Annotated in this window: 25 protein-coding genes and 1 pseudogene; 13 read left to right on the forward strand and 13 right to left on the reverse strand. The window is 62.1% G+C overall.

The window, feature by feature from the left end; genetic code table 11:
- The first annotated feature begins 183 nt into the window (after positions 1 to 183).
- Positions 184 to 1818, forward strand: a complete 1635-nt coding sequence (locus PMI16_RS09835; RefSeq protein WP_007879035.1) for an FAD-dependent monooxygenase — start codon at positions 184 to 186, stop codon at positions 1816 to 1818.
- 49 nt (positions 1819 to 1867) lie between these two features.
- Positions 1868 to 2221: pseudogene (gene arsC, locus PMI16_RS09840) on the forward strand (arsenate reductase (glutaredoxin)); the annotation flags it as partial.
- Positions 2222 to 2276: 55 nt separating this feature from the next.
- Here arsC and PMI16_RS09845 read toward each other — a convergent pair.
- From PMI16_RS09845 to PMI16_RS26780, 6 genes are read right to left on the reverse strand one after another with little or no spacing between them, the layout of a single operon-like run.
- On the reverse strand, positions 2277 to 3113 hold the full coding sequence (locus PMI16_RS09845) for an ABC transporter permease (RefSeq protein ID WP_007879039.1): 837 nt from the start codon (positions 3111 to 3113) through the stop codon (positions 2277 to 2279).
- On the reverse strand, positions 3113 to 3952 hold the full coding sequence (locus PMI16_RS09850) for an ABC transporter ATP-binding protein (protein ID WP_007879040.1): 840 nt from the start codon (positions 3950 to 3952) through the stop codon (positions 3113 to 3115). Before PMI16_RS09850 ends, PMI16_RS09845 begins: the two co-directional genes overlap by 1 nt.
- A gap of 38 nt (positions 3953 to 3990) precedes the next feature.
- Complete coding sequence (locus PMI16_RS09855) at positions 3991 to 4500, reverse strand: LeuD/DmdB family oxidoreductase small subunit (protein ID WP_007879041.1); 510 nt, start codon at positions 4498 to 4500, stop codon at positions 3991 to 3993.
- Positions 4497 to 5783, reverse strand: coding sequence for a 3-isopropylmalate dehydratase large subunit (locus PMI16_RS09860; RefSeq protein WP_007879042.1), 1287 nt, complete (start codon positions 5781 to 5783; stop codon positions 4497 to 4499). Before PMI16_RS09860 ends, PMI16_RS09855 begins: the two co-directional genes overlap by 4 nt.
- 5 nt (positions 5784 to 5788) lie before the next feature.
- Positions 5789 to 6670 (reverse strand): isocitrate lyase/PEP mutase family protein, encoded by an 882-nt coding sequence (locus PMI16_RS09865; protein WP_007879043.1) that lies wholly within the window; start codon positions 6668 to 6670, stop codon positions 5789 to 5791.
- Between the two features lie 43 nt (positions 6671 to 6713).
- Positions 6714 to 7016, reverse strand: a complete 303-nt coding sequence (locus PMI16_RS26780; protein WP_157212591.1) for a hypothetical protein — start codon at positions 7014 to 7016, stop codon at positions 6714 to 6716.
- Between the two features lie 375 nt (positions 7017 to 7391).
- Here PMI16_RS26780 and PMI16_RS09875 point away from each other — a divergent pair, with 375 nt between their 5' ends.
- From PMI16_RS09875 to PMI16_RS09890, 4 genes are all read left to right on the forward strand, one after another.
- A complete protein-coding gene (locus PMI16_RS09875) occupies positions 7392 to 8561 on the forward strand; it encodes an acyl-CoA dehydrogenase family protein (RefSeq protein WP_007879046.1) in 1170 nt (389 codons plus the stop codon).
- Complete coding sequence (locus PMI16_RS09880) at positions 8561 to 9220, forward strand: TetR family transcriptional regulator (RefSeq protein WP_007879047.1); 660 nt, start codon at positions 8561 to 8563, stop codon at positions 9218 to 9220. Before PMI16_RS09875 ends, PMI16_RS09880 begins: the two co-directional genes overlap by 1 nt.
- Positions 9221 to 9252: 32 nt before the next feature.
- On the forward strand, positions 9253 to 10572 hold the full coding sequence (locus tag PMI16_RS09885; RefSeq protein ID WP_034379854.1) for a phenylacetate--CoA ligase family protein: 1320 nt from the start codon (positions 9253 to 9255) through the stop codon (positions 10570 to 10572).
- Positions 10573 to 10830: 258 nt separating this feature from the next.
- Positions 10831 to 11895, forward strand: a complete 1065-nt coding sequence (locus PMI16_RS09890) for an ABC transporter substrate-binding protein (RefSeq protein WP_007879056.1) — start codon at positions 10831 to 10833, stop codon at positions 11893 to 11895.
- Between the two features lie 136 nt (positions 11896 to 12031).
- Here the strand turns inward: PMI16_RS09890 and PMI16_RS09895 are convergent, their stop codons facing one another.
- Together PMI16_RS09895 and PMI16_RS09900 are read right to left on the reverse strand one after the other, a co-directional pair.
- Positions 12032 to 12286: a YkgJ family cysteine cluster protein gene (locus PMI16_RS09895; protein ID WP_007879057.1), complete on the reverse strand. Its 255-nt coding sequence runs from the start codon at positions 12284 to 12286 to the stop codon at positions 12032 to 12034.
- 82 nt (positions 12287 to 12368) lie between these two features.
- Positions 12369 to 13280 carry a proline dehydrogenase family protein gene (locus PMI16_RS09900; RefSeq protein WP_007879062.1) on the reverse strand — a complete coding sequence of 304 codons (912 nt, stop codon included), beginning with the start codon at positions 13278 to 13280 and terminating at the stop codon, positions 12369 to 12371.
- A gap of 363 nt (positions 13281 to 13643) precedes the next feature.
- Here PMI16_RS09900 and PMI16_RS09905 point away from each other — a divergent pair, with 363 nt between their 5' ends.
- Positions 13644 to 14552 (forward strand): LysR family transcriptional regulator, encoded by a 909-nt coding sequence (locus PMI16_RS09905; RefSeq protein WP_007879063.1) that lies wholly within the window; start codon positions 13644 to 13646, stop codon positions 14550 to 14552.
- Here the strand turns inward: PMI16_RS09905 and PMI16_RS09910 are convergent, their stop codons facing one another.
- The 3 genes from PMI16_RS09910 to PMI16_RS09920 form a co-directional block, all read right to left on the reverse strand.
- Complete coding sequence (locus PMI16_RS09910) at positions 14553 to 15377, reverse strand: pirin family protein (RefSeq protein ID WP_007879064.1); 825 nt, start codon at positions 15375 to 15377, stop codon at positions 14553 to 14555. It abuts the gene before it with no gap.
- Positions 15378 to 15636: 259 nt separating this feature from the next.
- Positions 15637 to 15912, reverse strand: a complete 276-nt coding sequence (locus tag PMI16_RS09915) for a DUF4148 domain-containing protein (RefSeq protein WP_007879065.1) — start codon at positions 15910 to 15912, stop codon at positions 15637 to 15639.
- Between the two features lie 80 nt (positions 15913 to 15992).
- Positions 15993 to 16241 carry a hypothetical protein gene (locus PMI16_RS09920; RefSeq protein WP_007879066.1) on the reverse strand — a complete coding sequence of 83 codons (249 nt, stop codon included), beginning with the start codon at positions 16239 to 16241 and terminating at the stop codon, positions 15993 to 15995.
- Positions 16242 to 16648: 407 nt separating this feature from the next.
- Here PMI16_RS09920 and PMI16_RS09925 point away from each other — a divergent pair, with 407 nt between their 5' ends.
- From PMI16_RS09925 to PMI16_RS09945, 5 genes are all read left to right on the forward strand, one after another.
- Positions 16649 to 17851: an acyl-CoA dehydrogenase family protein gene (locus PMI16_RS09925; protein ID WP_007879067.1), complete on the forward strand. Its 1203-nt coding sequence runs from the start codon at positions 16649 to 16651 to the stop codon at positions 17849 to 17851.
- 167 nt (positions 17852 to 18018) lie between these two features.
- Positions 18019 to 18855, forward strand: coding sequence for a MetQ/NlpA family ABC transporter substrate-binding protein (locus tag PMI16_RS09930; RefSeq protein WP_007879068.1), 837 nt, complete (start codon positions 18019 to 18021; stop codon positions 18853 to 18855).
- Between the two features lie 36 nt (positions 18856 to 18891).
- Positions 18892 to 19704, forward strand: a complete 813-nt coding sequence (locus PMI16_RS09935) for a MetQ/NlpA family ABC transporter substrate-binding protein (protein ID WP_007879069.1) — start codon at positions 18892 to 18894, stop codon at positions 19702 to 19704.
- A 44-nt stretch (positions 19705 to 19748) separates the two neighbouring features.
- Positions 19749 to 20891, forward strand: coding sequence for an ATP-binding cassette domain-containing protein (locus tag PMI16_RS09940; RefSeq protein ID WP_034379858.1), 1143 nt, complete (start codon positions 19749 to 19751; stop codon positions 20889 to 20891).
- Positions 20872 to 21528 (forward strand): methionine ABC transporter permease, encoded by a 657-nt coding sequence (locus tag PMI16_RS09945; protein ID WP_007879076.1) that lies wholly within the window; start codon positions 20872 to 20874, stop codon positions 21526 to 21528. The genes PMI16_RS09940 and PMI16_RS09945 overlap by 20 nt, the downstream gene beginning before the upstream one ends.
- Positions 21529 to 21573: 45 nt before the next feature.
- Here the strand turns inward: PMI16_RS09945 and PMI16_RS09950 are convergent, their stop codons facing one another.
- Positions 21574 to 22923, reverse strand: coding sequence for an LLM class flavin-dependent oxidoreductase (locus tag PMI16_RS09950; RefSeq protein ID WP_007879077.1), 1350 nt, complete (start codon positions 22921 to 22923; stop codon positions 21574 to 21576).
- A gap of 61 nt (positions 22924 to 22984) precedes the next feature.
- The gene (locus PMI16_RS09955; protein WP_007879078.1) at positions 22985 to 23338 is read right to left on the reverse strand and encodes a DUF3088 domain-containing protein; all 354 of its coding nucleotides are present in this window, start codon (positions 23336 to 23338) and stop codon (positions 22985 to 22987) included.
- Between the two features lie 179 nt (positions 23339 to 23517).
- On the opposite strand from PMI16_RS09955, the gene PMI16_RS09960 reads away from it, so the two are divergent.
- Positions 23518 to 23910 carry a hypothetical protein gene (locus PMI16_RS09960; protein ID WP_237719837.1) on the forward strand — a complete coding sequence of 131 codons (393 nt, stop codon included), beginning with the start codon at positions 23518 to 23520 and terminating at the stop codon, positions 23908 to 23910.
- Positions 23911 to 24033 lie beyond the last annotated feature (123 nt).

Genomic DNA, 24033 nt, shown 5'->3' on the forward strand with positions numbered 1-24033 from the left:
GTCAAAAGAACCGGCGGCGGCGCCGGTCGAATTCCGCATTTTACTGGTTCGGGACGGGACGAGTGCGTTTTTGCTCGGGCACGCGAGAAACTGCGCGGGATTCTCGAAGTCAGACGATCTCATCAGGCAATCTGAGCGCAACCAGTACGTCATCCCATTGCAGTCCGTTTCCGGAGAATAATCATGACAATGCAACATCATCCCGTCTTGATCGTCGGCGCCGGCCCGACCGGCCTCACCGCCGCCATGGAGTTGTCCCGCCTGGGCGTGCCGGTGCGCCTGATCGACAAGCTGGCGGCGCCGTCGACGACCTCGCGCGCGCTGGCGGTGCAGGCGCGCACGCTGGAGTTGCTGCAGCAACGTGGTCTGACTGACAAGATGCTGGCGGCCGGCAACAAGGCCAGCGCGGGCAGCCTGTACGGTCGCGGCAAGCTGCTCGGCAAGATCGACCTGAGCCGGATTCCCGGGCGACACAATTACGTATTGCTGTTGTCGCAAGCCGAAACCGAACGCCTGCTGACGGAGCAATTGCAGCAGCAAGGCGTGCAGATAGAACGCGGCGTCGAACTGATCGGCTTCGTGCAAGCGCAACCGTCCACGCCCGACAGCGGCGTCATGGCCGAACTGCGCCATGCCGACGGCACCGTCGAACAAATGCAGGCGGCGGTGCTGATCAGCGCCGAGGGCGCCCACAGCAGCGCGCGTCACGCGCTCAAGCTGCCGTTTGAAGGCAAGTCGCTCAAACCCACCTATGCGCTGGCCGATCTGTATGCGGGCGGCGAAATTGCGTCGGATCAGTTGTCGATCTTCATTTCGGATCACGGCTTTCTGGCGATGTTTCCGCTGGCGCAAGGCCATTTCCGCATGATTGCCATCGAGCCCGATGCGGACGGACAACAGCATGAGGAGTCGGTGCGCGACATTCCCGACGATCCGCCGACGCTCTCGCAATTACAGGCGATCTACGACGCGCATTCGCCGATGCCGGCGACGCTGACCAATGTCGTCTGGAGTTCGCACTTCCGCATCAACAGCCGCATGTTGCAGACGCTGCGGCAAGGCAACGTCTTCTTCGGCGGCGATGCCGCGCATATCCACAGTCCTGCCGGCGGACAAGGCATGAACACCGGCATCCAGGACATGGTCGACCTGTGCTGGAAGCTCGCGCTGGTGCTGCAAGGCCGGGCCGATGCCGCCTTGCTCGATACCTACGAGCGCGACCGTTTGCCGGTGATCCGCAATATCGTCACCCGCACCGAGGCGGCCACCGATGTGCTCAATTCGCGCAACACGCTGGTGCATAGACTGGTGACGCATATTGCGCCGCTGGCGCTGAGCATCGACGTCATCCAGGACACCGCCACGCGTCTGATCAGCGAGATCAATATCGACTACCGCGGCAGTCCGCTGTCGGTCACGCATGACGCCGGCGGCAGCCTGCACGGCGGCGACCGCCTTCCGGATATCGATGTCATCGCGTGGGAACACAACAGCAGCGACGACGAATCGCGCGAGGGCAATCTGTATGCGCTGCTGGACCCATCACGCCTGACGCTGCTGATCGCGCAAGGCGCGGCGGCGCCGATACTGCCGCAGGATTGGCGCGAACAATTGCGCCGTTGGGAAGCCGTACTGACGATACGGCACATCGCGGCGGCACTGGCGGATGGACAGGATCGCGAGTTCAGGAACCTGTTCGGCTCCTACCATCTGCACGTCGCGCGGCCTGACTGCTATCTCGGCTTCGTGGGCGATGCGGCGCAGTGGGATGCTCTGATTGCGTGGCTGGAGCAATGGTTTTCGCCAAGCGCAGGCTAGCGCGTATGACATATACTTCCCTACCCGATTCTTTATGAAGCCTGCCGCCATGTCCGACATCACCATCTATCACAACTCCAAATGCGGCACCTCGCGCAACGCCCTGGAAATGATCCGCGCCGCCGGCATCGAGCCGCAAGTGATCGAATACCTGAAGACGCCGCCCGACCGCGCCACGCTCAAGAAGATCGTCGCCGACAGCGGCCGGCCGGTGCGCGACATCATGCGCCGTCGCGGCACGTCGTACGACGAGATGGATCTGGACAACCCCAGGTGGAGCGACGAGCAGTTGATCGATCTGATGCTGAAAGATCCGGTCCTGATCGAGCGTCCCATCGTCGTCACGCCATTGGGGACGCGGCTGTGCCGGCCGCTTGAAAAATTGCAGGAAATATTGCCGCGGGCCTGACGCTTTCTCCGCCCACGACTTGTCCGGCAATCGGATTGCGGGCAGCTTCTTATACGGTGGGAAGCTTCGAACTGTCAGCCCAGAACAAAGCCTTGCGTTGCAGAATCCCCATCAGCACATGCAAGCACACGCCGATCGCCGACAGCACGAACAGCGTCGCGAACACGCCCGCCGTGTCGAGATTGACGTTCATCTGCATGATCGCATTGCCGAGTCCCTTGCGCGAGCCGAGGAACTCGCCGACGATGGCGCCGAGGATGCTGAAGATGATCGCGATGTTGAGTCCCGCGAAAATCATCGGCAGCGCGCCCGGCAGGCGCACCATCGTAAAAATCTGCCAGCGCGTCGCGCGCAGCGAACGCATCAGTTCCAGCCGCGCCGGATCGGTCGAGCGCAGGCCGCTGATGACGTTGACCAGGATCGGGAAGAAGGCGATCGTCGCGGCGATGATCACCTTGGACGTCATGCCGAAACCGAACCACATGATGAACAGCGGCGCCACCGCCACCTTGGGCGTGGTCTGAATGGCGATCAGGTAGGGATACAAGGTTTTTTCCGCCAGCGGAAATTGCGCGATCACACCGCCCAGCACGATGCCGAACAGCGCCGCCAGCAGGAAACCCAGCATGGCTTCGCCGAGCGTGTACAGCGCGTTGTCCCAATAGCTGGTGTTCATCAGCGACAAGGCGATATTCGACGGCGCCGGCATGATGTAAATCGGGATGTCGAAGCCGCGGATGATGGCTTCCCAGATCGCCACCACGGCGACGAACACGCCGGGGATCAGCATCAGTTCCGGACGCGCCTTGAGCGTGCGACGCAGATTGAAGGAGGACGGCGCAGGCGTCGCTTGCGTGGTGGCCGCGCTGGTCGGAACGCTTTCCATCAGATGAATCCTTGCGTATTGAATTGGCTGCGAATGCGGTTGCTGAACACGCCGAAGGCGTCGGTTGACATGATGTCGAGTCCGCGTTCGGCCGGCAGGTCGACCGTGACCAGGTCGGCGATGCGGCCGGGGCGATTGGACAGGACCATGACGTGGGTGCCGAGGAAGACCGCTTCCGGAATCGAGTGCGTGACGAAGATGATGGTCTTGCCGGCCTTGCGCCAGATGCGCAGCAGCTCCAGGTTCATCACCTCGCGCGTCATGGCGTCGAGCGCGCCGAAGGGTTCGTCCATCATGAGGATGGAGGGATCGTGGATCAGCGAACGCGCAATCGCCACGCGCTGCTGCATGCCGCCCGACAGTTCGCCCGGATAACGTCCGGCGAAGTCGGCCAGGCCGACCATCTCCAGCAACTCCTGCGCACGCACGCGACTGGCCGCCATGTCGAGGCCGAGCACCCTGGCCGGCAGCAGGACGTTGTCGATGGCGGTTTTCCAGGGCAGCAGCACCGGGCTCTGGAACACCATGCCGATGTCGCGATGCGGCTCGCGCACTTCTTCACCATTGACCTTGATCGATCCGGCCGAGCGCGGGATCAGGCCCGAGAGCAACTTGAGCAGCGTCGACTTGCCGCAGCCGGAAGGACCGACGATGGTCATGAAACCGCCTTGCGGCACCGTGACCGAAATCGGTCCGAGCGCCTGCACCTTGCCGCCGTCGTGGGTGGCATAGGTTTTTTCCAGCAACTCGACAACGATGGCGGCGGCCGTGGGCCGGTTCAGATGCGTGTTTGCTTCCCGACCGAATGAAGTGTCGCGCACGATGGACATGGCTGGCATCTAATTGACTCCTGAAGGTCACGCATCATAGAGCAAAATCAGTTGACTAAAGTGGTCTTTACAAATTCGAGTCCGCCGCCTGCATTGACGATGTCCTGCAGGAACGGCGACAAAGGTTCGACCTGCATCTGCTTGCCGGTCGTGACGTTGTGAATGGCGCCGCGGCTGAAATCGATGTCGAGTTGATGACCGTCGTCGATGGCGTCGAGTACTTCAGAAGTCACCATCAGCACCGGCACGCCCATGAAGATCGCCAGGCGGAACGGGCCGCGCGACAGCGAGCGCACCAGCAAGCCGACGCCGAGCGCCTTCATCGCGAGGAAGGGATGGCTGTGGTTGCTGCCGTGGGCGAAGTTGCAACCCGCCACGATGACGTCGCCAGGCTGCGCCTGCTGCGCGAACTCGGGACGCACTTCGGCGAGCAGATGGTGACGCAACATGCGCGGATCGAATTCGAAGACATGGCGCGCCGAAATCAGTTGGTCGCTGGAGATGTCGCTGGAGAATTTCCAGGCGCGGCCGCTGCTGGTTTTTCCCGGAGCCGTCATTGCACACCTCCCTTGGCATAGGCGCGCGGATCGGTGATGTGGCCGGTGATGGCCGAGGCCGCCACGGTCATGGCGCTGGCGAGGAAAATTTCCGCCTCGTTGCTGCCCATGCGACCAGGATCGTTGCGCGTGCTGGTGCTGATGCGGCGCTCGCCGGCGGTCAGCTGCGCGATGCCGCCGAAGCACGGTCCGCAGGTCGACGGCGAGATGTTGGCGCCGGCGGCGGTGAGCTCGGTCAGCAATCCTTCCTGCAAGGCTTGCCGGAATACTTGCTGCGTGGCCGGGATCACCAGCAGGTTCACGCTTGCATGCACCTTGCGGCCGCGCAGGATGGCGGCGGCGGCGCGGATGTCTTCAATCGAGCCGGACACGCAGGAGCCGATGTAGGCGTGCTGGATCGCGATGTCCGACATGGCCTGCGCCTCGCGCACATGATTGGGCGACGGCGGAATCGACACGCGCGGCGTCAGCGTCGCCAGGTCGAGGTCGATGGTCATGGCGTAGTCGGCGTCGGTGTCGCTATTAATTAACTCCGGTGGCTTTGGATCGGCCACGCCATGTTCGCGCAGGTAATCGATGCAGCGCTGATCGACGGCGGCGATGCCCGATTTGGCGCCGGCGTCGACGCACAGGCCGCAGATGGTCATGCGCTCCGGCACCGACAAGGTCGACAGGCCTTCGCCCTGGTATTCGATGACGCGGTAACTGGTGGCTTCATCGTCGAGCTGCTGCATGGTCGCCAGCACGATGTCGCGCGCACCGACGCCGGGCGCGCAGGCGCCGTGCAGACGCACGCGTATGGTTTCCGGCACCTTCATCCAGATCTGGCCGGTGGCCAGCACCATCGCCACTTCGAATCCGAACGGCACCGACAAGGCGCCGACCGCGCCGAGACCGGGAGCATGACTGTCGGCGCCGGCGGCAAACATGCCGGGCGCGATCAGTCCCTGCTCAACCATCAGCGGATGCGTGATGCCGGCGCCGTCGAAGAAATGGCCGACCGACAATTCCTGCGCCAGCTTGCGCGTGAGCTTGTTGCGCTCGGCGCCGGCGATGCTGTGCACCGGTACTTCGTGGTCGATGATGACGGCGACGCGTTCCGGGTGCGCCAATCTGGTCACGCCGATCTCTCGAATGCGTTTGATATAGGCGGAAAACGACACCTCGGGTGCCGTCACCAGATCGGGGCTGGCCCAGATGATCTCGCCGTGCGCGACGGGATTGGTCACGGAATCGCGACCGCTGGCGCGGGCCAGGATTTTTTGCGTCATGGTGGCGCCCATGTCGGCTAGCTCCCTGTGGGTTCTTCGGGTTCGTTCAGTTGCGCATCGAAGGCGGCGGCGCGCTCGACGCCGACCAGGCGGCCGACGTCGGCAAACTTCGCCATGCCGTCCACCAGATGCGCGGTGTCGCCTGCGTCGAACATGCTGCGCAGCATGGTTTGCTGCGCCTTGAACGTGGTCTGTATCAGCGACAAAGGATACAACGCCATGGCGAAGCCTGCTTGCGCCAGTTGCTGCTGCGTATAGCTGGGACGCACGGTTTCGGCGGCGACGTAGATGACGGGAATCCTGACGCTGGCGGCGACCGCTTCAAGTTCTGCCGGCGTGCTCAGCGACGGCACCATGACGGCGTCGGCGCCGGCGCGTTCCATCGCTTTGGCGCGCACGATCACTTCGTCGAGGCCGTAGATGGTCATGGCGTCGGTGCGGCCGATGATGACGAATTCGCTGCTCTTGCGCCCTGCGCGCGCGGCGCGCAGGCGCAGCGCCATTTCTTCGCCGGGCACCAGTTTCTTGCCGGCCATGGCGCCGCACTTCTTGGGCATGATCTGGTCTTCCAGATGCAGGCCGGCGATGCCGGCTTTTTCAAAGGCGCGCACGGTCTCGGCGATGTTGGCCGCGCCGCCGTAACCGGTGTCGGCGTCGACGATGACGGGGATGGAAACCGCCTCGGCGATGCGGGCCGCCTGCTGCACCATGTCGGTCATGGTCAGCAGGCCGATGTCCGGCTTGCCGTAGCTGGAGGCGAGCGAAAATCCGGTCATGTAGGCGGCCTGGAAGCCGGCCTGTTCGATCAGCAATGCGCCGAGCGGGTCATAGCAGCCGGGCACCGGCACGGCGCCGCCGCGGGCCAGCATGTCGCGTATCAACGTCCCTGGGTGATGCATCGATATGGTCTCCTTCGTACGCACGGTGAATCTCGCGTGTACTTTACCCGCACTGCGCCATAAATCGTAGTTTTTTGATGTGTGAATTACCTGCGGCTCGTTTCTGATTCTTCTTTTTTGCCTGCCTGATTTTCGCCTGCTCTGCGGCAACTGTGACCGAATCCATGCCGCAACTTCCCTTTGCGTCCGGACCAATGCTTGCGCCGACGCCGGTCGCGCAATTGTTGCTGACGTTGCTGACGTTGAGGACGGGAATGCCGGTGAGACCGACTTCGTAAAGCATCGCCTGCCCGCAGGTGGAGTCGCGGCAGACATAAGCGATAGGTTTGTTCGACGGCTTCGTCACGTAACCCGGCGCCGGCGAGTGCGGCGCGGATGGCGGTCGCGCCCATGTCCACATACGACGCACTGGTACCCTGTTTGACAAAGGGAATCATCCCACGCCGACGACATGAACTTTTTCGCTCATGACCGTCTCCTTGCCTCCGCATCTTTGAAGATTGGGGCTGCCCCGGCAAGATTTTTAGCTGGCGTGTACAGTATTGCGAACGCGTGTACTAAATATTTTAGTTGGCCAAAACAAATGTTTCTGCTTGACCAATTTGTAAGCACGTTGGTTGACTCTTATCATACTACTTAGTATATTAGATTAAAGTCAATATAAGAAAAAGCCGCTCCACAACCCACCTGCAGCCGCCCCACACACGGCAATGGAGAGAAGATGGCGATTATTTGGGACCCTCCGCTCACTGAGGAGGCTCGTAACTGGCGCGACATTGCACGCCGGCTTGCCCATGACCAGTTGGCGCCGCTTGCGGCCGAGATCGACCGGGATCAGCGCTACCCGCACGAAAACGTTCAGGCGCTTCACGAGAGCGGCATCGCCGCGATGTTCATTCCGAAGGAGTATGGCGGCGGCGGCGCATCGCTGATGGCGTTCTGCGCCGTCATCGAAGAACTCGCGCGCGCCTGCGCCTCCACCAGCGGCATCGTCGCTACCCTGCAGCTGGGCGCATTACCCCTGCTGCATGCCGGCACCGGCGCACAGAAGAACACCTACATCCGCGCCATCATCGGCAAGCGCGAGTCGATTTCCTTCGCCCTGAGCGAACGCGAAGCAGGGTCGGATCCTTCCAACATGCAAACGCTGGCCATTCCGGAAAACGGCGGCTGGCGGCTGCGCGGCGAGAAGCGCTGGATCGGCGGCGGCGGCGAATGCGCCTACTACGTCGTGTTTGCGCAAACCGAGCCCGGCCAGGGACGGCACGGCATCGCCGCCTTCATGGTTTCGGCCTGCGCCGACGGCGTGCGCGACGACGCGCGCGAAGACAAGATGGGCATGCGCGGCACCGTCAACAGCACCGTCGTGCTCGACACCTGGGTGCCGGCCGACAGCATGATCGCGGCGCCCGGCAAAGCGCTCAAGCTGGCGCTGGAAGCCTTGAACGTCGGCCGCATCGTCGTGGCGGCGCAGTCGAACGGCATCGCGCTGGCGGCATTCACCGCAGCGGCGCGGCGCGCAGCGGTGCGCACCACCTTCGGACAGCATCTGATCGACCACCAGGGAATAGGTTTCAAGCTTTCTGATGTCGCAACTCGGCTATCCGCAGGTAGAATGCTTGCATACGAGACCGCCCGCAGTTTCGATACTGGTCAGGATGTCGCGCTTATCGGCGCCCAAGCAAAGTTATTCTGTAGCGAGGCTGCCCATGACGCAGTCGATATCGGCGTACAAGTATTCGGGGGAGAAGGTTTCGTGAAGCCTTCGCTCGTCGAGCGTCTTTATCGTGATCAGCGCGCTACCGAAATTTATGAGGGTACTTCGGAGATCCAGAGACTGGTGCTCGCACGGGCGATACATGCCGAGTTTAACAATGAGGAGCAAGCATAATGAAGGTCGACACAGCACGTCCCACATCGACAACAAATGAATTTGCCGGAGACGATTCGGATCCACGCAGCGAGATTCTCGATGCGGCGGCTCTGGCATTCATGACAAAAGGTTATGCCGCTACCAGCATCGACGATGTCGCCGACATCCTCAGCGCCACCAAGGGCAAGATCTACCACCACTACCGCAAGAAGGCCGACTTGTTCTTCGACGTGCACAAGCGCGGCATGGAAATGGACCTGGCCGCCGTGCAGGCCGCCGCATCGCTGTCGCATCAGAAGGCGATCGACAAGCTGCGCGCGATGACGCTGGCGCATATCACGGTCATCATGGATCACCTTCCCTACCAGCGCGTTGCCGTGCAAGGCCTGGAAATGCATCTGGCCGGCGAAACCACCGCCGCCCAACGCGAAGTGCTGTCCGAAATCCTGGTGCTGCGCGATCAGTACGAAAACCTGTTCCGCGACACCATCCGCCTGGTCATGGAAGAAGGCCACGCGCCGCAGCAGGACCTGCAGATCGTCGTGAAGGCATTCTTCGGCGCGCTCAACTGGACCACCATCTGGTTCCGTCCGCGCGCCGATCAGACCGAAGCCGAGAAGCTGGGCGTCGCCGACACCATCGCCACCTTTGCCATTCGCGGACTCGGGGCGGACTAATGTGCTCCGGTGCGCTCGTTGCCGCCGCGCCCTTGCATCTTGACCCAGCCGAAAGCTGGGATCGCGCCACGCTGGAATCTTTCCAGCTGGCGAAGCTGCGGGTCCAACTGGCGCGGCTCGCGAAAGACAGCGCGTACTATGCGCCGCTGTTCAAACGGCTGGGCCGGAACGCCGGCGAACTCGGTTCGCTGGCCGACCTGAGCCGACTGCCGTTCACGACCAAATCCGATTACGTCGATTCCATCGGTCCCGAGGCGCCCTTCGGCCAGTTCATGACAGCGCCCCGAAGCGAGGTACTGCGCATGCACTTCTCGTCCGGCACCACCTCGGCGCCGACGCCGCAGTTCTGGACCCGGTACGACCTCGACCGCTGGGCCGGCCTGTATGCGCGCCACGCGCATGCGCAAGGCATCGGCGCGAACGACATCGTGCAATGCATGTTCAGCTACACCTGGTTCGTCGGCGGCCTGGGCGCCACCGCCGGTTACCAGCGCACCGGCGCGATGGTGATCCCCGCCGGCAGCCAGGACACCGAGCGCCAGATCGATACCCTCTTCACCTACGGCAGCACCGTGCTGTGCGGCACGCCGTCGTTCATCACGCACCTGGCGGAAGAAGTCCGCAAACGCGGACGCGATCCGGCCGCGTCGACGGTGCGCAGCATCATGATGGGCGGCGAACCGGGCGCCAGCATCCCCGCCACGCGCAAGCGCATCGAAGCCTTGTGGGGCGCGCGCGCCTACGATGCCTACGGTTGCCTGGAATTCCAGCCGATTGCCGGCGAGTGCGACGCGCAAGCCGGCCTGCATCTGGCGGAAGATTTCCTCTACGCGGAAGTGGTCGACGCCGAATCCCGCCAGGCCGTCCCCGACGGCACGCCCGGCGTGCTGGTGGTGACCCATCTCGACAAACAGGCCGGACCGCTGGTGCGCTGGTGGACCGGCGACGTCGTGGTGCGCGACTCCACGCCCTGTGTCTGCGGCCGCACGCATGCACGCCTGCTCGGCGGCGTGCGCGGACGCGCCGACGACATGCTGGTGGTGCGCGGCGTGAATGTCTTTCCTTCCGCCGTGGAAGACCTGGTGCGCAAGACGCCCGGCCTCGGCGACGAATATCAACTGGTGATCAACGCCTCCGTCTACGACGCCGCCGGCTTCATGAAATCCATCCATGTGCGCGTAGAACAAAACAATGCGAAAAGCGATGCGTCAGCCGACGCCGACCGCTTGGCCGCGCAACTGGTGCATGACATCAAACAACAGTTGCAGGTCGGCGCCGCCGTGGAGGTGCTGCCTTTCGGCACGCTCGCGCGCAGCACCCACAAGGCAAAGCGCGTGGTCAGGGAAAACTGACCGGCAGCATCAGGCCGCGCTCACGCGCACGCCGGCATCGCTGCAGATCGTCATGGGGCTGGAACTCGACGGCCAGTCGCAATTGTTTTCCAGCGCAGATGTCACGGAGGGGCGTTACGCCTTTCTGGAAAAAAGACGGCCGCAGTTTCAGGGGCGCTGATAGACTTTTTAAGTCGATAGCCTCGTCGAAAATTCGTACCAGCGAGTATGTAGCGACTTCAGTTAGGATTCCGCTCGTCAACACCTCGAGGAAATTTCATGAAACGAATATTCACAGCACTCGCAGGCGTCGTTGCCGGCTCGTTGATGATCGCACCGACCATGGCCCAAGAGAGAGAAAAGGTGACCATCGCAATCGGCACCGACGTGCTCGATGCTTCGCAAGCCAATAACACCTCGATGCCGATTTACACCAAGTGCTGGGAAAACGCCGGCCTCGACGTCACGCTGCAGCCGACCAACTCCACCACCGCCATGCAGGCCGTGCTGACGGGACAGGCCGACATGGTCAACATGGGGCCGGCGGGCGCGATCATCGCGCGCACCAAGGGCGCGCCGATCAAGGCGGTGTACCTGAACATGCGCCACAACTTCCAGTTCCCGGTGGTGCTCGATACTTCGCCGATCAAGACCATCGGCGACTTCAAGGGCAAGACGATCGGCGTGCTGTCTTACGGCTCGCAGATGGTGCAAATCTTCAAGGGCATGCTCACTGAAGCCGGCGTCAATCCGGACAAGGACGTCACCTTCGTCGAAACCGGCTCCGGCGCGCAAGCCGTTACCGCCCTGTCGCGCGGCCGCGTCGACATCTGGGGCACCTGGGATTCGCAGATCGCCACGGCCGAAAATATGGGCCTGAAATTGCGTCGCTTCTCGTCGCCGTTTGCCGACAAGCTCAATTTCGGCGGATCGTATTTCGTGCGCGACGACATGATCACCAAACGCCCCAAGACCATCGAAAAGGTGTTGCGCTGCGTCGCCATGGGCTCGGTCTCGGTGCTGGCCAATCCGCAAGGCGCTCTCAAGGCGCATTGGAAAATCTTCCCGCTGACCAAACCGGCCAGCATCGACGACGCCACCGCCGTCAAACAAGGCCTGCACCTGATCCAGACGCGCGGCGAATTCCTCAAGCTGGAACCGGGCGTCAAGTGGGGGGAGATCCCCATCAGCGCCGTCGCCAACATGGTCGCCTTCATGAAGGCCAATAACGTCATCCAGACCAGCCCCAAACTGGAAGACCTGTACACCAACCAGTTCATCGCCGGCATCAACAACTTCGATACCGCCAAGGTGGTGGCCGCGGCCAAGGCGCTACCGCAGTAACACGCTGTCTTCCATGCCGCCGGTCCCCCTTCCTCTTTAATGGGGCCGGCGAAAAACGGCGGAAGATTTTACGGCTTGGAAGAAACGGCCTGCGTGGCGACGAAACTGGAAAAATGAACCGCGCAACCAGCAAACATCATGGAGCAGTGAGCTGCTCCAGCCTGGACAGATAGAACATTCCCGACTCGCGGCTGTCGCCGCACATCTCGAGCGAAGCCTGCAAGCCGGAGCAACAGGCCGGCCGCTCCGGCTTGCCGAAAATCGCGCAACGCAAATCTTCCATCAGCTGCACGCACGGCACGCCCGCCGGCTTGCCGTTGGGCATGCCGGGAATCGGGCTGGAGATGGAAGGCGCGGTACAGCAGGCGCCGCAGTGGGGACGGCAGTTCATGGGAAAGTCCGTAGCGAAGGTCGGCATTGTACGCCGAATGCGCCGACGCCGACCTGCGCAGCCACTGAAACTACCAGCAACGCTAGCGCCGCAAGAACATCGCCTTGACGACATGCGCGGCAATGGCGGGATTTTCCTTCATGCGCCGCGTGCTGTAACCGTACCAATCCTTGCCGTAAGGCACATAGATGCGCACCGCGTATCCTTGCGCCTTGAGCCGATCGCGCAAAGGCTCGCACACGCCGAGCAGCATCTGGAACTCAAACCGCGCGCGGTCGACGCCGCGTTGTTCCACCAATGCCAACACTTGCCGGATCAACACGGCATCGTGCGTGGCAATGCTGACGAATGTCCCGTTATCGAAGCAACGCGCCACGTGCCGCAGGAAATGCGGATTGATGGCGCTGCGATCATGCTGCGCGCCCGTCACCAGAAACTGCGACGACTCCAGGTAAATGCCCTTGCAAATGCGCAAGCTGCTGCCTTGCGCCAGCAGGCTCTCAAGGTCGTCCCCGGTGCGACGCAGATAGGCCTGGATCGCCAGGCTGACATCGCGGCCTGCGGCATGCAGGCCGCTGAACAGGGCGATTTCCATGTCGGTGCAACTGACGTCTTCCATATCGATGCAAACGGCGCTGCGATGATCTTCCGCAGCCTGCACGATACGTCCGACAGCCTGCTCGCAGTACTGCCGGTCCAGCAATAAACCGAGTGCGCTCGGTTTGACGGAGACGGTGGCATCGAGGCCATGGGCGCCGATGGCGGCCAGTGTTTGCAGATAGGCGTCGACGGCATGCTCCGCCTGTTCCAGGCTGGCAATGGATTCGCCCAGCACATCGACGGTGACCCCAAAGCCCTGCCGATTCAAGCCCTGCATGCGTTGCACGGCATGTTCCAGCGTGGCGCCGGCGATGTAGCGTTGTGAAATTTTTTGCACCAGGGTGCGGGGAATGCAAGGAATGACGCGCGCCATCCAGCGATTGATGAATTGCATCTTGATCTCCATGACAATGACGACATGCTGCGCCCGTTACCGCTGACGGCATCGGAAAAAAGGCGTAGCAAGGAAAGCCGGAATCGATCCGGCCGAGGAAGCGACATGCCGGGCGACAAGATGCCGCTTCAGCGATGTGCAATCAGGAGGTCGTCAGTGGGGGCCAGGCGGCGCGATGCATGGTGATCTTCTCGGGTTAACCGGTTGCCGCATTGCTCCTGCGGCAGGCCGGATGATACCCCGGAAATCCACATCCGTTGAAACTGCCGGATTCCGGCGCCGGCACGCGCACTGCCCGGCTGCGGCATAATCGGGGCAGGCAACACAAGAAAAGCAGAGCAGAGAAAACGGAAGGGAAGGAAAATGACGCAGGACCTCAATGACCTGTACTACTTCGCCCAGGTGGTGGACCATCGCGGCTTCGCCGCCGCCGGCCGCGCGCTGGGCATTCCCAAATCCAAGCTGAGCCGGCGCATCGCGCAACTGGAAGAACGCCTGGGCGCGCGCCTGATCCAGCGCTCCACGCGCAGCCTGTCGGTGACCGAACTCGGCCAGAGCTATTACGAGCATTGCAAGGCCATGCTGGTGGAAGCCGAAGCGGCGCAGGAATCCATCGAACGCAATCGCGCCGAGCCGCAAGGCACGGTGCGCCTGACCTGTCCGGTGGCGCTGCTGCACGGACGCGTGGGCGTGATGCTGGCGGATTTCCTGATGGAGCATCCGCGCGTGACCCTGCAGGTGGAGTCGACCAACCGCCGCGTCGACGTCATCAACGAAGGCGTCGACGTCGCCCTGCGCGTGCGCCTGCCGCCGCTGGAGGACAGCGACCTGGTGCTGAAAACCTTCGGCGTGCGCCACTGGTGCCTGACCGCGAGTCCGGCGCTGCTGGAAAAATGCCGGGTGCCGGAAGTGCCTGCCGACCTGCACCGTTTCCCCAGCCTGAGCATGACGATTCCGGCGGAAGATCACGTCTGGTATCTCGAGAACAGCGACGGCGAAACCGCCTCCATCCGCTACACGCCGCGCATGATGACGGACGATACGACGGCCCTGAAACGCGCAGCCGTCGCCGGCGCCGGCATCGTGTTCCTGCCGACGATGGTGGTGATCGATGAATTGAGAAACGGCAGCCTGGTCAAGGTCTTGCCGGAATGGGCCCCGAAGTCGGGCATCATCCATGCCGTGTATTCCTCGCGCCGCTTCCTGTTGCCGTCGGTGCGGCAACTGATCGATTTTCTGGCGCAGCGTTTCGAAGCGCTGGAAGATTACTGATCAGGCCACCGCTGCGCCTGCCATCGGCGACCACGTTGCCGGCATGTTGATCGGCTCGCCGCTGAGCAGGAGCGCCGTCGTGTTGGCATGCGCTTCCAGGAAGACGCCTTCTCCCGAACGATCCAGCATGACCACCTCGCCGCCGCGCGCCGCCTGATCGCCGTTGATCGTCACCGCGCCGTTCAGGATCGCCAGCAGCAGGGTGCGCCCTTCCACGGTTTTCAATTCGCTCGTGCAACGCGATTTCAGTTGCAACTCCCAGACGTCGAACGACGACGATGTCGGCATCGCGCCGCGACGGCTCGCGCAATTGCCGGCAATGACGCGGATGCGGCCACTGCCGTCAGGCAAGTCCAGCGCGGGGATGGCGTCCGCGGCAATGATTTTTTCAGCAGGCGCCCGGTGCGGACACGCAGACAGCGGCATCGGCAGATCGATCCAGAGCTGCAACAGCTCGACCACGTCGCCGCGCCGCGTGCCGACCGACAGGAATCTTCCCGGCGCCGTTCCGTCGGAGACGGTGACCCACTGCACATCGCCTGCGCCGATGATTTCCGTCTTTCCTGCGGCGCCGGTATATTCCACCTGACCTTGACAGACGATGGTCAGCATCTTGCAGTTGCCATAGGCATGCGGCGGAGCGACGACGGCGTTCTCTGCACTCGGCGTCGACATCGACGTCGTTGTCGGTGCGACATGGTCCAGCGACAGGAAAGGACTGACATGCCGCCCCAGCGTGCGCTGCGAAAACAGCGTGCGCGCTAGCAGGCCATCGCCGATGCGATGTTGTCTGGTACCGCTGTAGATGCCAAGAATTTTTTTCATGATTCGCGCTCCTGCTGTTGCGTTCCTTGTCTGTTCACGAAGAAAAGCTCGTCAGGAGTAAAACGGCCGTGGAATAAAAAAGAAGGAGAGCTGATGCCGAAGACATCCGCTTGCAAGATCAGCGCGCGGGGGACGACTGATCTTGCAAGGGTGTAAAGCGTGTCAAACGTTGCCCGGTAACAGGCGGAGTGAGATGGCGAAAACGGTCAGTTGAACACATGTTCCTCATGACGCGATAAACGCAAACTAAACGCAAACCTCAGGCGCCGGTGTCGAGCGACTGGCTGCGGTCGACTTGCTTCAACTCATCCTTGACGGCCTGGCGGGTAACGGTCGACTTGTGTTGCACTTCCACCGGATACAGGTCGTTGGTGATCAGCTCGCCGTTGGCGCGTGCCTGTTTCAGTTCTTCTATCACCTGGGCGCGGGTCTTGTGCGAGACGATTTGTGTTTCCGGCGGATAGGCTTCTTCAGCGACGGCGCTGCCGATGACGGAGAGGAAAAGCAAGCCGGTGGCGATTTTCTTGATGTTCATGATGATTCCTTTATATGTCGATGGTATCGATGATTGAGGGTCGGTAGACCTTGTTTTTACTGCTCTGCACGCGCGTCGGATTAACGCAGGTACAGTGTTTCTTCGTAGCTCAGCGGTTCGCGGTTGGCGACTTTTTGCTGAATTTCCTGACGCTTGATGGCGGACTTCGATTGTTGCTTGACGACTTGCTGCACCTTGGCCTGGGCGCCCTTGTCGGCGTCGGCTGAAGTGTTTGCTGCTGCATAGCTGCTGCCTGCTGCTGCGATCAGCAGAACGGCGGCGGCGAGGTGTTTGACGTTCAGGTCAAAACTGGCTGTTGTGGTGCGCATGATGTTTCTCCTTCGTTGTTTCATTAGCAATACATTGACTGTCGGCAACCATGTTCCGGCGCCGTGGATGTAAAACAGTTGCGTTCGCTTTTGGCTTCTGCAAGTGCGACTGCTTGAGACGAAGTGTAGGTTTTGCATCGAAGCGTGACTAGGAGGCAAAATTCGGATGGATCGTTCTATAAATAGGACGATAAAGCACTTGAATCCTTCTCTGCCGTCCCCACCACTTCCGTCCTCCGCCATGCCATGCGCGACATCCGGGACCGCCGTCGCCCGTCATATGGATATCTGTTTATCTTCGTTATCAAGCGCGTTTCGCTGCCAGATAATCCGACGCTTGGCGATGCCGTTTCATCGATCCCCGTCTTGGCGTCGCCCCCCTCTCAACACTCGCGAAAAAGGCAACCATGACTCAAGCATCCGACGCACTGTTCTCGCGCTTCAGCGACATCTTCGCGCGCATCGCGCAAGGCAGCATCGACCGGGAAAACGGCCGCGAGCTGCCGTATGAAGCCGTGCAATGGCTCAAGGACAGCGGCTTCACGTCCTTGCGCGTGCCGGTCGAACAAGGCGGCAGCGGCGTCACTCTGCCGCAGTTCTTCAGCCTCCTGATCCGCCTGGCCGAGGCCGAATCGAACCTGCCGCAAATCCTGCGCGTCAACGCCGGCTATACCGAACTGCTGCTCGAACGCAAGGACGACGAAGACACGCGCCACTGGCTCGGCGTGATCGGCAAGGGAGAAACCTTCGGCGCGGCGGCCTCCGAACGCACCGGCTCGACCAGCAACTCGGTCACGCTGACGCCCGATCCGGACAAGCGTCCCGGCCATTTTTTGCTGAACGGAGAGAAGTATTATTCGACCGGCACGCTGTATGCCGACTGGATTCTGGTGCGCGCACACGACAACGAATCCGATCTCAACGTGCTGGTCAGAAGCGACACGCCGGGCGTCACGCGCGTCGACGACTGGGACGGTTTCGGCCAGCGCCTGACCGGCAGCGGCACCACGCGCTTCGACAAAGTACTCATTACGCAACAACAAATCCTCGATCGCTATCACGTGTCGCAGCCGCGCCGCAACACCATCATCACCGCCTTCTACCAGACCGTGCATCTGGCGACGCTGGCCGGCATCGCGCGCGCCGTGCAGCGCGACGCCGTCGCCTTCACGCAGGCGCGCACGCGCACCTTCGGCGTGCCGGGGCAATCGAGTCCGCGCGAGAATCCGCTGGTGCATCGCGTGGTGGGCCGACTCGCCAGTCTTGCGTGGTCGGCGGAACAATTGGTCAACGCCATCGCCACCGCCATCGAAAACGTGCATCAGGCACGCAAGGCCGGCACCGCCAGACCGGAGGACTACATCGCGCTCGACGTGCAAACCTTCCAGGCGCAGCAGGTCATCATCGGCCAGGTGCTGGAAGCCAGCACGCTGCTGTTCGAAGTCGGCGGCGCCTCCGCCACCAGCGACAAGCGCCGGCTCGACCGTCACTGGCGCAACGCGCGCACGCTGGCTTCGCACAATCCGGCGACGCAGCGCGAGGCGGCCATCGGCGACTATCACCTCAACGACAATCCGCCCAACGAGCGCTTCGGTTTCTCGTATGCCTGAGCAATCCCCCCTCCCCGCTCATCTGCTGAAAAATCCGCATAAGGACAGACGAATTCATTCGTTTGTCCTGCCTTCGGTCCTCTCTACACTTGATCTTCAAGCTTTCCTGCAGCGCCATTGCGACGCTGCAGGAAGAGAACTTCCACGTCCACATTGACTGACAAAAAATGAACCTGACCCTACAAGCCGGGCTGCGAACATCCCTGGCGATGTTGGCGTTGAGCCTGCTCGCTTTCACCTCTCTTCATGCAGTCTCTGCGCCGCAAAAGCCGGAACTGCGCGTCGGTTTCGTGCCCGGCCCGTATATCGACGAATTCAAGATCGGCGTGCAGCCCGAGCTGGAAAAGAAAGGCTACAAGATCAGGTACTACGAATTCAGCACCGGCCTGGAAGCCAACAGCGCCGTGTTCAAAGGCGACATCGACGCCAACGTGATGCAGCATTCGGTGTTCCTGAAATCGTATAACGACCGCAACAAGACCGACCTGGTCGGCATCGTGCAAGTGCCGACGCCGCCGATGGGCCTATATTCGAAGAAGCATCGCAGCCTCGACGGCCTGAAGAAAGGCTTTACCGTCGCCGTGCCGAACGACCCGGTCAATCTGCAACGCGCGCTGTGGATATTGCAACGCCTCGGCTGGATCAGGATCAAGGAAAACGCCAATCCGGTCGACGTCACCGAACTCGACGTGATCGAGAACAAGGTCGGCCTCAAACTGGTGTTGCTGGAAAACGCACAAGGCCCGCGCGCCCTCGATGACGCCGACTTCGCCGCGATCCAGGGCAATTTCGCCATCTTCGCCAAACTGAAGCTGTCGGAGGCTTTCATCCTCGAAGACATGACGCCCGCCTACATCAACGTGCTGGCCGTCAAGAAGACCAGACAGGCCGACCAATATGCGCGCGACATCGTCGAGGCCTATCGCTCCGACACCTTCCAGAACGCGATTCGCGCCGACCGCTTCTATGACGGCTTCCGCCTGCCGGACTATTTCAAGAAATAAACATTCCCCTTCAAAACAAACATCAAAGGAACCAGCATGAACCAGCGTTACCGACTCCGCCTGCATGCCGTGATGGCCGCAATCCTGATCTCCACCTTCGGTCTAGCCCACGGCGCCGACAAAGTCCTGCGCGTCGGCGTGCGCGGCGGCGTCGACGAGCAGATCTGGGAAGTAGTCACCAAGGTGGCGAAGAAGAACGGCCTGAACGTCGAACCGGTCGTCATCTCCGGCGCGGCCAGCCCGAACGAGGCGCTCAACAACGGCGACCTGGAGGCCAACTCGTTCCAGCACATTCCTTTCCTGCACGACCAGATCAAACAGCGCGGTTACAAGCTGAGCATCGTCGGCAACACCATCATTTCGCCGATTGCGTTCTACTCGAAGAAATACAAATCGCTCAAGGACTTGCCCGACGGCGCCAAGATCGCCATTCCCAACGATCCAAGCAACCAGACGCGTTCGCTGGTGATCTTGCGCGATGCCGGCTTCATCACCTTGCGTGACGGTTTCGATCCGTTCACCGGCACCGTATCCGTGGCCGACATCACCTCGTACAAGAAAAAGATCACGCTGATCGAAAGCGCATCGGTGGTGCTGGCGCGTGCGCTGGAAGACGTCGATGCCGCCGCCATCGTCAATACCTTCGCCTATCAGGTCGGACTGATCGCCACGCGCGACGGCATCGCCGTGGAGAAGCGCGAACACAATCCTTACGTCAACGTCATCGTGGTGCGCGACCAGGACAAGAATGCAGCGTGGGTCGCACCGCTGGTGAAGTCCTATCAGTCGGAAGAAGTGCGCCAGTTCATCCAGAAACAATTCGGCGGCTCGGTGCTGCCTGTATTTTGAACAGCGTTTTGAACATCGCCGCCCTGGTCGGCGTGGAGGTCAGCCTGCCTCCGCCGCCATCGCCACCCCTAGTCAAGCCGGCCGGCGCCGGGTTTGTATCGGCAGCCACCGGCCGGCCTCACCTGGTGTTTGAGCGCGTCTCCAGGCAATACGCGTCGCCGGCCGGCCCGGTGCATGCGCTGCGCGAGGTGTCCTTCACCGTCGCGCGCGGTGAGATCTTCGGCATCATCGGCCGCAGCGGCGCCGGCAAGTCAACCTTGCTGCGCACGATCAATGCGCTCGAAACGCCGGATACCGGTACGGTGGCGATCAACAACGTCAACGTCGGCAGCCTTGACGAAGATGCCCTGGTCAGCCTGCGCCGCCGCGTCGGCATGATCTTCCAGCATTTCAACCTGCTGTCGGCCAAGACCGTGCGCGACAACGTCGGCCTGCCGTTGCGCGTGGCCGGCATCGCGCCGGAGCAGATCCGCACGCGTGTCGACGCCTTGCTCGATCTGGTCGGCCTGCGCGACAAGGCCGACGTCTATCCGGCCAAACTCTCCGGCGGGCAAAAACAGCGCGTCGGCATTGCCCGCGCGCTGGTGCATGAACCCGAGGTCTTGCTGTGCGACGAAGCAACGTCGGCGCTCGATCCGGAATCGACGCAAGCCATCCTGGCGCTGTTGCGCGACATCAGCAGCAAGATGGGACTGACCGTCGTGCTGATCGCGCACGACATGGCGGTCATCCGCGAAATTTGCGATCGCGTGCTGGTGCTCGATCACGGTCGGGTGGTCGAACAAGGCGAGGTATGGCGCGTCTTCGGCGATCCGCAGGCGCAAGCCACGCGCGCCTTGCTGCGACCGCTGCAACATGGATTGCCTGCCGATCTGGCGGCGCAACTGGTCGACGATTTGCACGATAGCCCCGGCGACGTGCTGCTCAGCCTGCGCTTCAACGGCGCCGCGCATCCGCAAGGCGTCAGCCTGCAACAACTCGCCCTGCTCGGCCCGGACGCCACACTGATCCACGGCGGTCTCGACCGGATTCGCGGACATGCGCAAGGCAGCCTGCTGGTCTCGCTGCCGGTCGCGTCATGGCAGGCGGGCAAGGCGCGCAGTGTGTTCGGGTTCGGCAACAGCAAAGACGGTTACAACGGCGCTGATTTCATTGAGGTTCTCGGCTATGTCCCTGCCCGCACTTAGCAAATACGTCCAAGCTTTCTTCGAAACGCTGCTGATGGTCGGCACGTCGGCGCTGATCGCCATCAGTTTCGGCCTGCTGCTGGCCGTCGTGCTGACGATCACGGCGAAGAACAATCTGTATCCGAAGCCGCGCTTTCATCGCGGCCTGTCGGCGACGGTGAACGTGTTCCGCGCCGTGCCGTTCATCATCATGCTGGTGGCGCTGTTGCCGGTGACGCGCATCCTGGTCGGCACCACGCTGGGCACCTGGGCCGCGGTGGTGCCATTGACGGTGAACCTGATTCCTTTCTACGCGCGCATTGCGCAAGTCAGTCTCAATGAAGTCGATCCCGGCCTGGTCGAAGCGGCGCGCGCAATGGGATGCCGGCGCTGGCATATCGTGCGGCATGTACTGTTGCCCGAAGCGCTGCCGGGCATCGTCGGCGGCATGACGGTCAGCGTCATCGCCATGATCAATGCGTCGGCGATGGCCGGCGCGGTGGGCGCCGGCGGCCTGGGTGACCTGGCGATTCGCTACGGCTATGAACGCTACGAGACGCGCGTGATGTTTGAAGTGATCGTGATCCTGATTGCGCTGGTGTCGATCATTCAGCTGTTCGGAGAGAAGCTGTCGCGCCGGCTGGATCATAAACATTGACCGCAATGCGTTGCCTGACTTGATCGGGCAACGCGGGTCCTTGCATCAGGCAGCCTCTGCAATGCTGCCGCGTCCGGCTGGACGCGCCAAACCCAGATGCTCGCGCAAGGTCGCGCCTTCGTACTCGCGGCGGAAGATGCCGCGTTGCTGCAGGATCGGCACGACGCCGGCGGCGAAGTCTTGCAAGCCGCTCGGCAGCGCGTCCGGCATCAGGTTGAAGCCGTCGGCGGCGCCGGCCTTGAACCAGTGTTCGATGTCGTCGGCAATTTGCTCCGGCGTGCCGACCACGACGCGATGACCGCCGCCGCCCGCCAGTGCGTAGACCAGTTGCCGCGCGGTGTAGCCATGCAGCCGCGCCTGCGCCAGCGTGGTGTTGAAGAAGGTGTGGTTGCCATTGCCGTTATTGGGCAGGGCGATATCGTCCGGCAGGCGTTCGTCGAGCTTGATGCGTTCCGGCGCAATACCGAGGATGCCTGCCAGGCGCTTGATGTTGTAGCTCCACGGGATCATGTCGATCAGTTCGTCGCGCCGGCGGATCGCCTCCGCTTCGGTGGCGCCGATGATCGTCGTCAGTCCCGGGAATATCTTGACGGCATGCGAACCGCGGCCATATGCCGCTGCGAGGGTATTGATTTCACGGCCGTAAGCCAGCGATTCTTCCAGCGACTGCGACGCCGAAAACACGGCTTCCGCATGGCGCGCCGCCAGATCGCGGCCGTCCGCCGAGCCGCCGGCCTGCACCAGCACCGGATAGCCTTGCAGCGTGCGCGGCAGGTTCAACGGTCCTTGCACGGAGAAATGCGCACCGCGATGGGCGATCGGCTGCACCTTGTCGATATCGATGAAACGACCGCCGAGCTTGTCGCCGATGAGCGCATCGTCTTCCCAGCTATCCCACAGCGCCTTGACGACATCCGTGAATTCCGCCGCGCGCGCATAGCGCTCGCCGTGATCGGGCACCGCGTCGCGGCCGAAGTTGCGGGCCGAAGGCAGGTCTGCCGTGGTGACGACATTCCATCCTGCCCTGCCGTTGCTGACATGATCGAGCGTGGAGAAGCGCCGCGCGATGTTGTAAGGCTCGTTGTAACTGGTCGACGCCGTCCCGATCACGCCGATATGCGTGGTCGCCGCCGCCACGCAGGCGAGCAGCACGGTCGGTTCCAGCGCGGTGATCGGACGGAAATCGATCTGCTCGATGATGGCGGCGTTGTCGGCCAGGAACACCGCGTCAAACTTCGCGGCCTCCGCAATCTGCGCGACGCGGATGTAGTGGCCGACGTCGATGAAGGCGCGCGGATCGGCGTCCGGCAGGCGCCACGCGGAAGGCACGAAACCGGAATGCAGGACGTTGATGTTCAGGTGCAACTGGCGCGGACGCGTGCCGGTTCTGCTCATGCTTCAGTCTCCAGGACAGGATCGCGGCAGCGCCGGTCGGCATTGCCGCTGGTGAAAGTGTTCAGTGCACTTTGAAAAATCCGTGGCGCTCGGCCAGCAGATCGAGGATGGCGCGGGTGTCGGTGACGAAATGTTTGTCGCCCAGCTTTTGGACGTGCTGCGTATTCGCGGGCAGAGAATGATCGTTGCCAAGGATCAGCACCGGCAGGCTCTGGTGGTCGGCATCAAGCGCATCCACCACCGCCTGGCGTGGCTTGGCAAAGGGCAGGCGGCGAATGTCGAGCGCCGCGATTTTGCCGGGATCGCCGGCGAGCAGCCCCTCTATCGGCGCGCCGTCGGGACAGATGAAGCGTTCTCCCGGATGGTTGGGGTCGGTGAATCCCGGTTCCAGCAACAGCAGCAAATCTCGGCTCATGGCGTACTCCTGAAGAGAATAAGAATCCGACGATTCTGGTGCGCGCGCGACGCTGCCGCCACGAATTTATCCGCATATTCATATGCGACGCAGGCGCGAGCCGCAGAGACGGAAGTCCCTCAATTCGAGAGCAAGATATCGTATTGCATCGACCAATGATTTTGGAATATACTGTTTTTATGTACAGTATAATTCGACAATTCAGAACGGACGGAATCCGCCGCACCGAGGCCGAGATCGCGGCCGATGCGGGATTCGCCGGCATCGTCGGCATGAGCCTGGCCGGCACGACGCGCCAGATGACGCTCTCTGCACACAACACCGAGGACGGTGCGACGGTGCTGCTATTGCCGCCGTTGTATGAACCGCAGCTGCTGAGCATGCATGCCGACGGCATGATCGTGCGCGGCTGGCAGCGTCTGTCGGGCAGCAAGACCACGCCGGGGCCGACCTATTTGCAAGAATGGTTGCTGACCTTCGTCGGTCAGCAGGCGCTGCAGAGACCTGCCGTGCAAGGCGTGCGCGAACTCTCGTCCATGGCCTCGCCGCTGCAGCTGATGCAAGGCGAATGATCGCCAGCTGATTGATTGCTAGGGCCTGTTCACATTAAATCTACGAGTGCGAACGCGCGGCAGGCGTTGACTGCCTAGGCGCAGCGACGCGTCGTAGCGGTGCTACGGCAAGGAGCTGCAACA

The organism is Herbaspirillum sp. CF444, assembly GCF_000282135.1.
Classification (GTDB): domain Bacteria; phylum Pseudomonadota; class Gammaproteobacteria; order Burkholderiales; family Burkholderiaceae_D; genus Herbaspirillum.

What these genes read in the sequence shown, in the direction of transcription:
- PMI16_RS09890 (WP_007879056.1), top strand. Translation starts at nt 10,831, where the DNA reads ATGAAACGAATATTCACAGCACTCGCAGGCGTCGTTGCCGGCTCGTTG.
- PMI16_RS09910 (WP_007879064.1), bottom strand. Translation starts at nt 15,377, where the DNA reads ATGAAAAAAATTCTTGGCATCTACAGCGGTACCAGACAACATCGCATC.
- PMI16_RS09960 (WP_237719837.1), top strand. Translation starts at nt 23,518, where the DNA reads ATGTACAGTATAATTCGACAATTCAGAACGGACGGAATCCGCCGCACC.
- PMI16_RS09880 (WP_007879047.1), top strand. Translation starts at nt 8,561, where the DNA reads ATGAAGGTCGACACAGCACGTCCCACATCGACAACAAATGAATTTGCC.
- PMI16_RS09955 (WP_007879078.1), bottom strand. Translation starts at nt 23,338, where the DNA reads ATGAGCCGAGATTTGCTGCTGTTGCTGGAACCGGGATTCACCGACCCC.
- PMI16_RS09945 (WP_007879076.1), top strand. Translation starts at nt 20,872, where the DNA reads ATGTCCCTGCCCGCACTTAGCAAATACGTCCAAGCTTTCTTCGAAACG.
- PMI16_RS09860 (WP_007879042.1), bottom strand. Translation starts at nt 5,783, where the DNA reads ATGGGCGCCACCATGACGCAAAAAATCCTGGCCCGCGCCAGCGGTCGC.
- PMI16_RS09905 (WP_007879063.1), top strand. Translation starts at nt 13,644, where the DNA reads ATGACGCAGGACCTCAATGACCTGTACTACTTCGCCCAGGTGGTGGAC.
- PMI16_RS09920 (WP_007879066.1), bottom strand. Translation starts at nt 16,241, where the DNA reads ATGCGCACCACAACAGCCAGTTTTGACCTGAACGTCAAACACCTCGCC.
- PMI16_RS09925 (WP_007879067.1), top strand. Translation starts at nt 16,649, where the DNA reads ATGACTCAAGCATCCGACGCACTGTTCTCGCGCTTCAGCGACATCTTC.
- PMI16_RS09850 (WP_007879040.1), bottom strand. Translation starts at nt 3,952, where the DNA reads ATGCCAGCCATGTCCATCGTGCGCGACACTTCATTCGGTCGGGAAGCA.
- PMI16_RS09855 (WP_007879041.1), bottom strand. Translation starts at nt 4,500, where the DNA reads ATGACGGCTCCGGGAAAAACCAGCAGCGGCCGCGCCTGGAAATTCTCC.
- PMI16_RS09845 (WP_007879039.1), bottom strand. Translation starts at nt 3,113, where the DNA reads ATGGAAAGCGTTCCGACCAGCGCGGCCACCACGCAAGCGACGCCTGCG.
- PMI16_RS09935 (WP_007879069.1), top strand. Translation starts at nt 18,892, where the DNA reads ATGAACCAGCGTTACCGACTCCGCCTGCATGCCGTGATGGCCGCAATC.
- PMI16_RS09895 (WP_007879057.1), bottom strand. Translation starts at nt 12,286, where the DNA reads ATGAACTGCCGTCCCCACTGCGGCGCCTGCTGTACCGCGCCTTCCATC.
- PMI16_RS09900 (WP_007879062.1), bottom strand. Translation starts at nt 13,280, where the DNA reads ATGCAATTCATCAATCGCTGGATGGCGCGCGTCATTCCTTGCATTCCC.
- PMI16_RS09835 (WP_007879035.1), top strand. Translation starts at nt 184, where the DNA reads ATGACAATGCAACATCATCCCGTCTTGATCGTCGGCGCCGGCCCGACC.
- PMI16_RS09930 (WP_007879068.1), top strand. Translation starts at nt 18,019, where the DNA reads ATGAACCTGACCCTACAAGCCGGGCTGCGAACATCCCTGGCGATGTTG.
- PMI16_RS09875 (WP_007879046.1), top strand. Translation starts at nt 7,392, where the DNA reads ATGGCGATTATTTGGGACCCTCCGCTCACTGAGGAGGCTCGTAACTGG.
- PMI16_RS09950 (WP_007879077.1), bottom strand. Translation starts at nt 22,923, where the DNA reads ATGAGCAGAACCGGCACGCGTCCGCGCCAGTTGCACCTGAACATCAAC.
- PMI16_RS09865 (WP_007879043.1), bottom strand. Translation starts at nt 6,670, where the DNA reads ATGCATCACCCAGGGACGTTGATACGCGACATGCTGGCCCGCGGCGGC.
- PMI16_RS09915 (WP_007879065.1), bottom strand. Translation starts at nt 15,912, where the DNA reads ATGAACATCAAGAAAATCGCCACCGGCTTGCTTTTCCTCTCCGTCATC.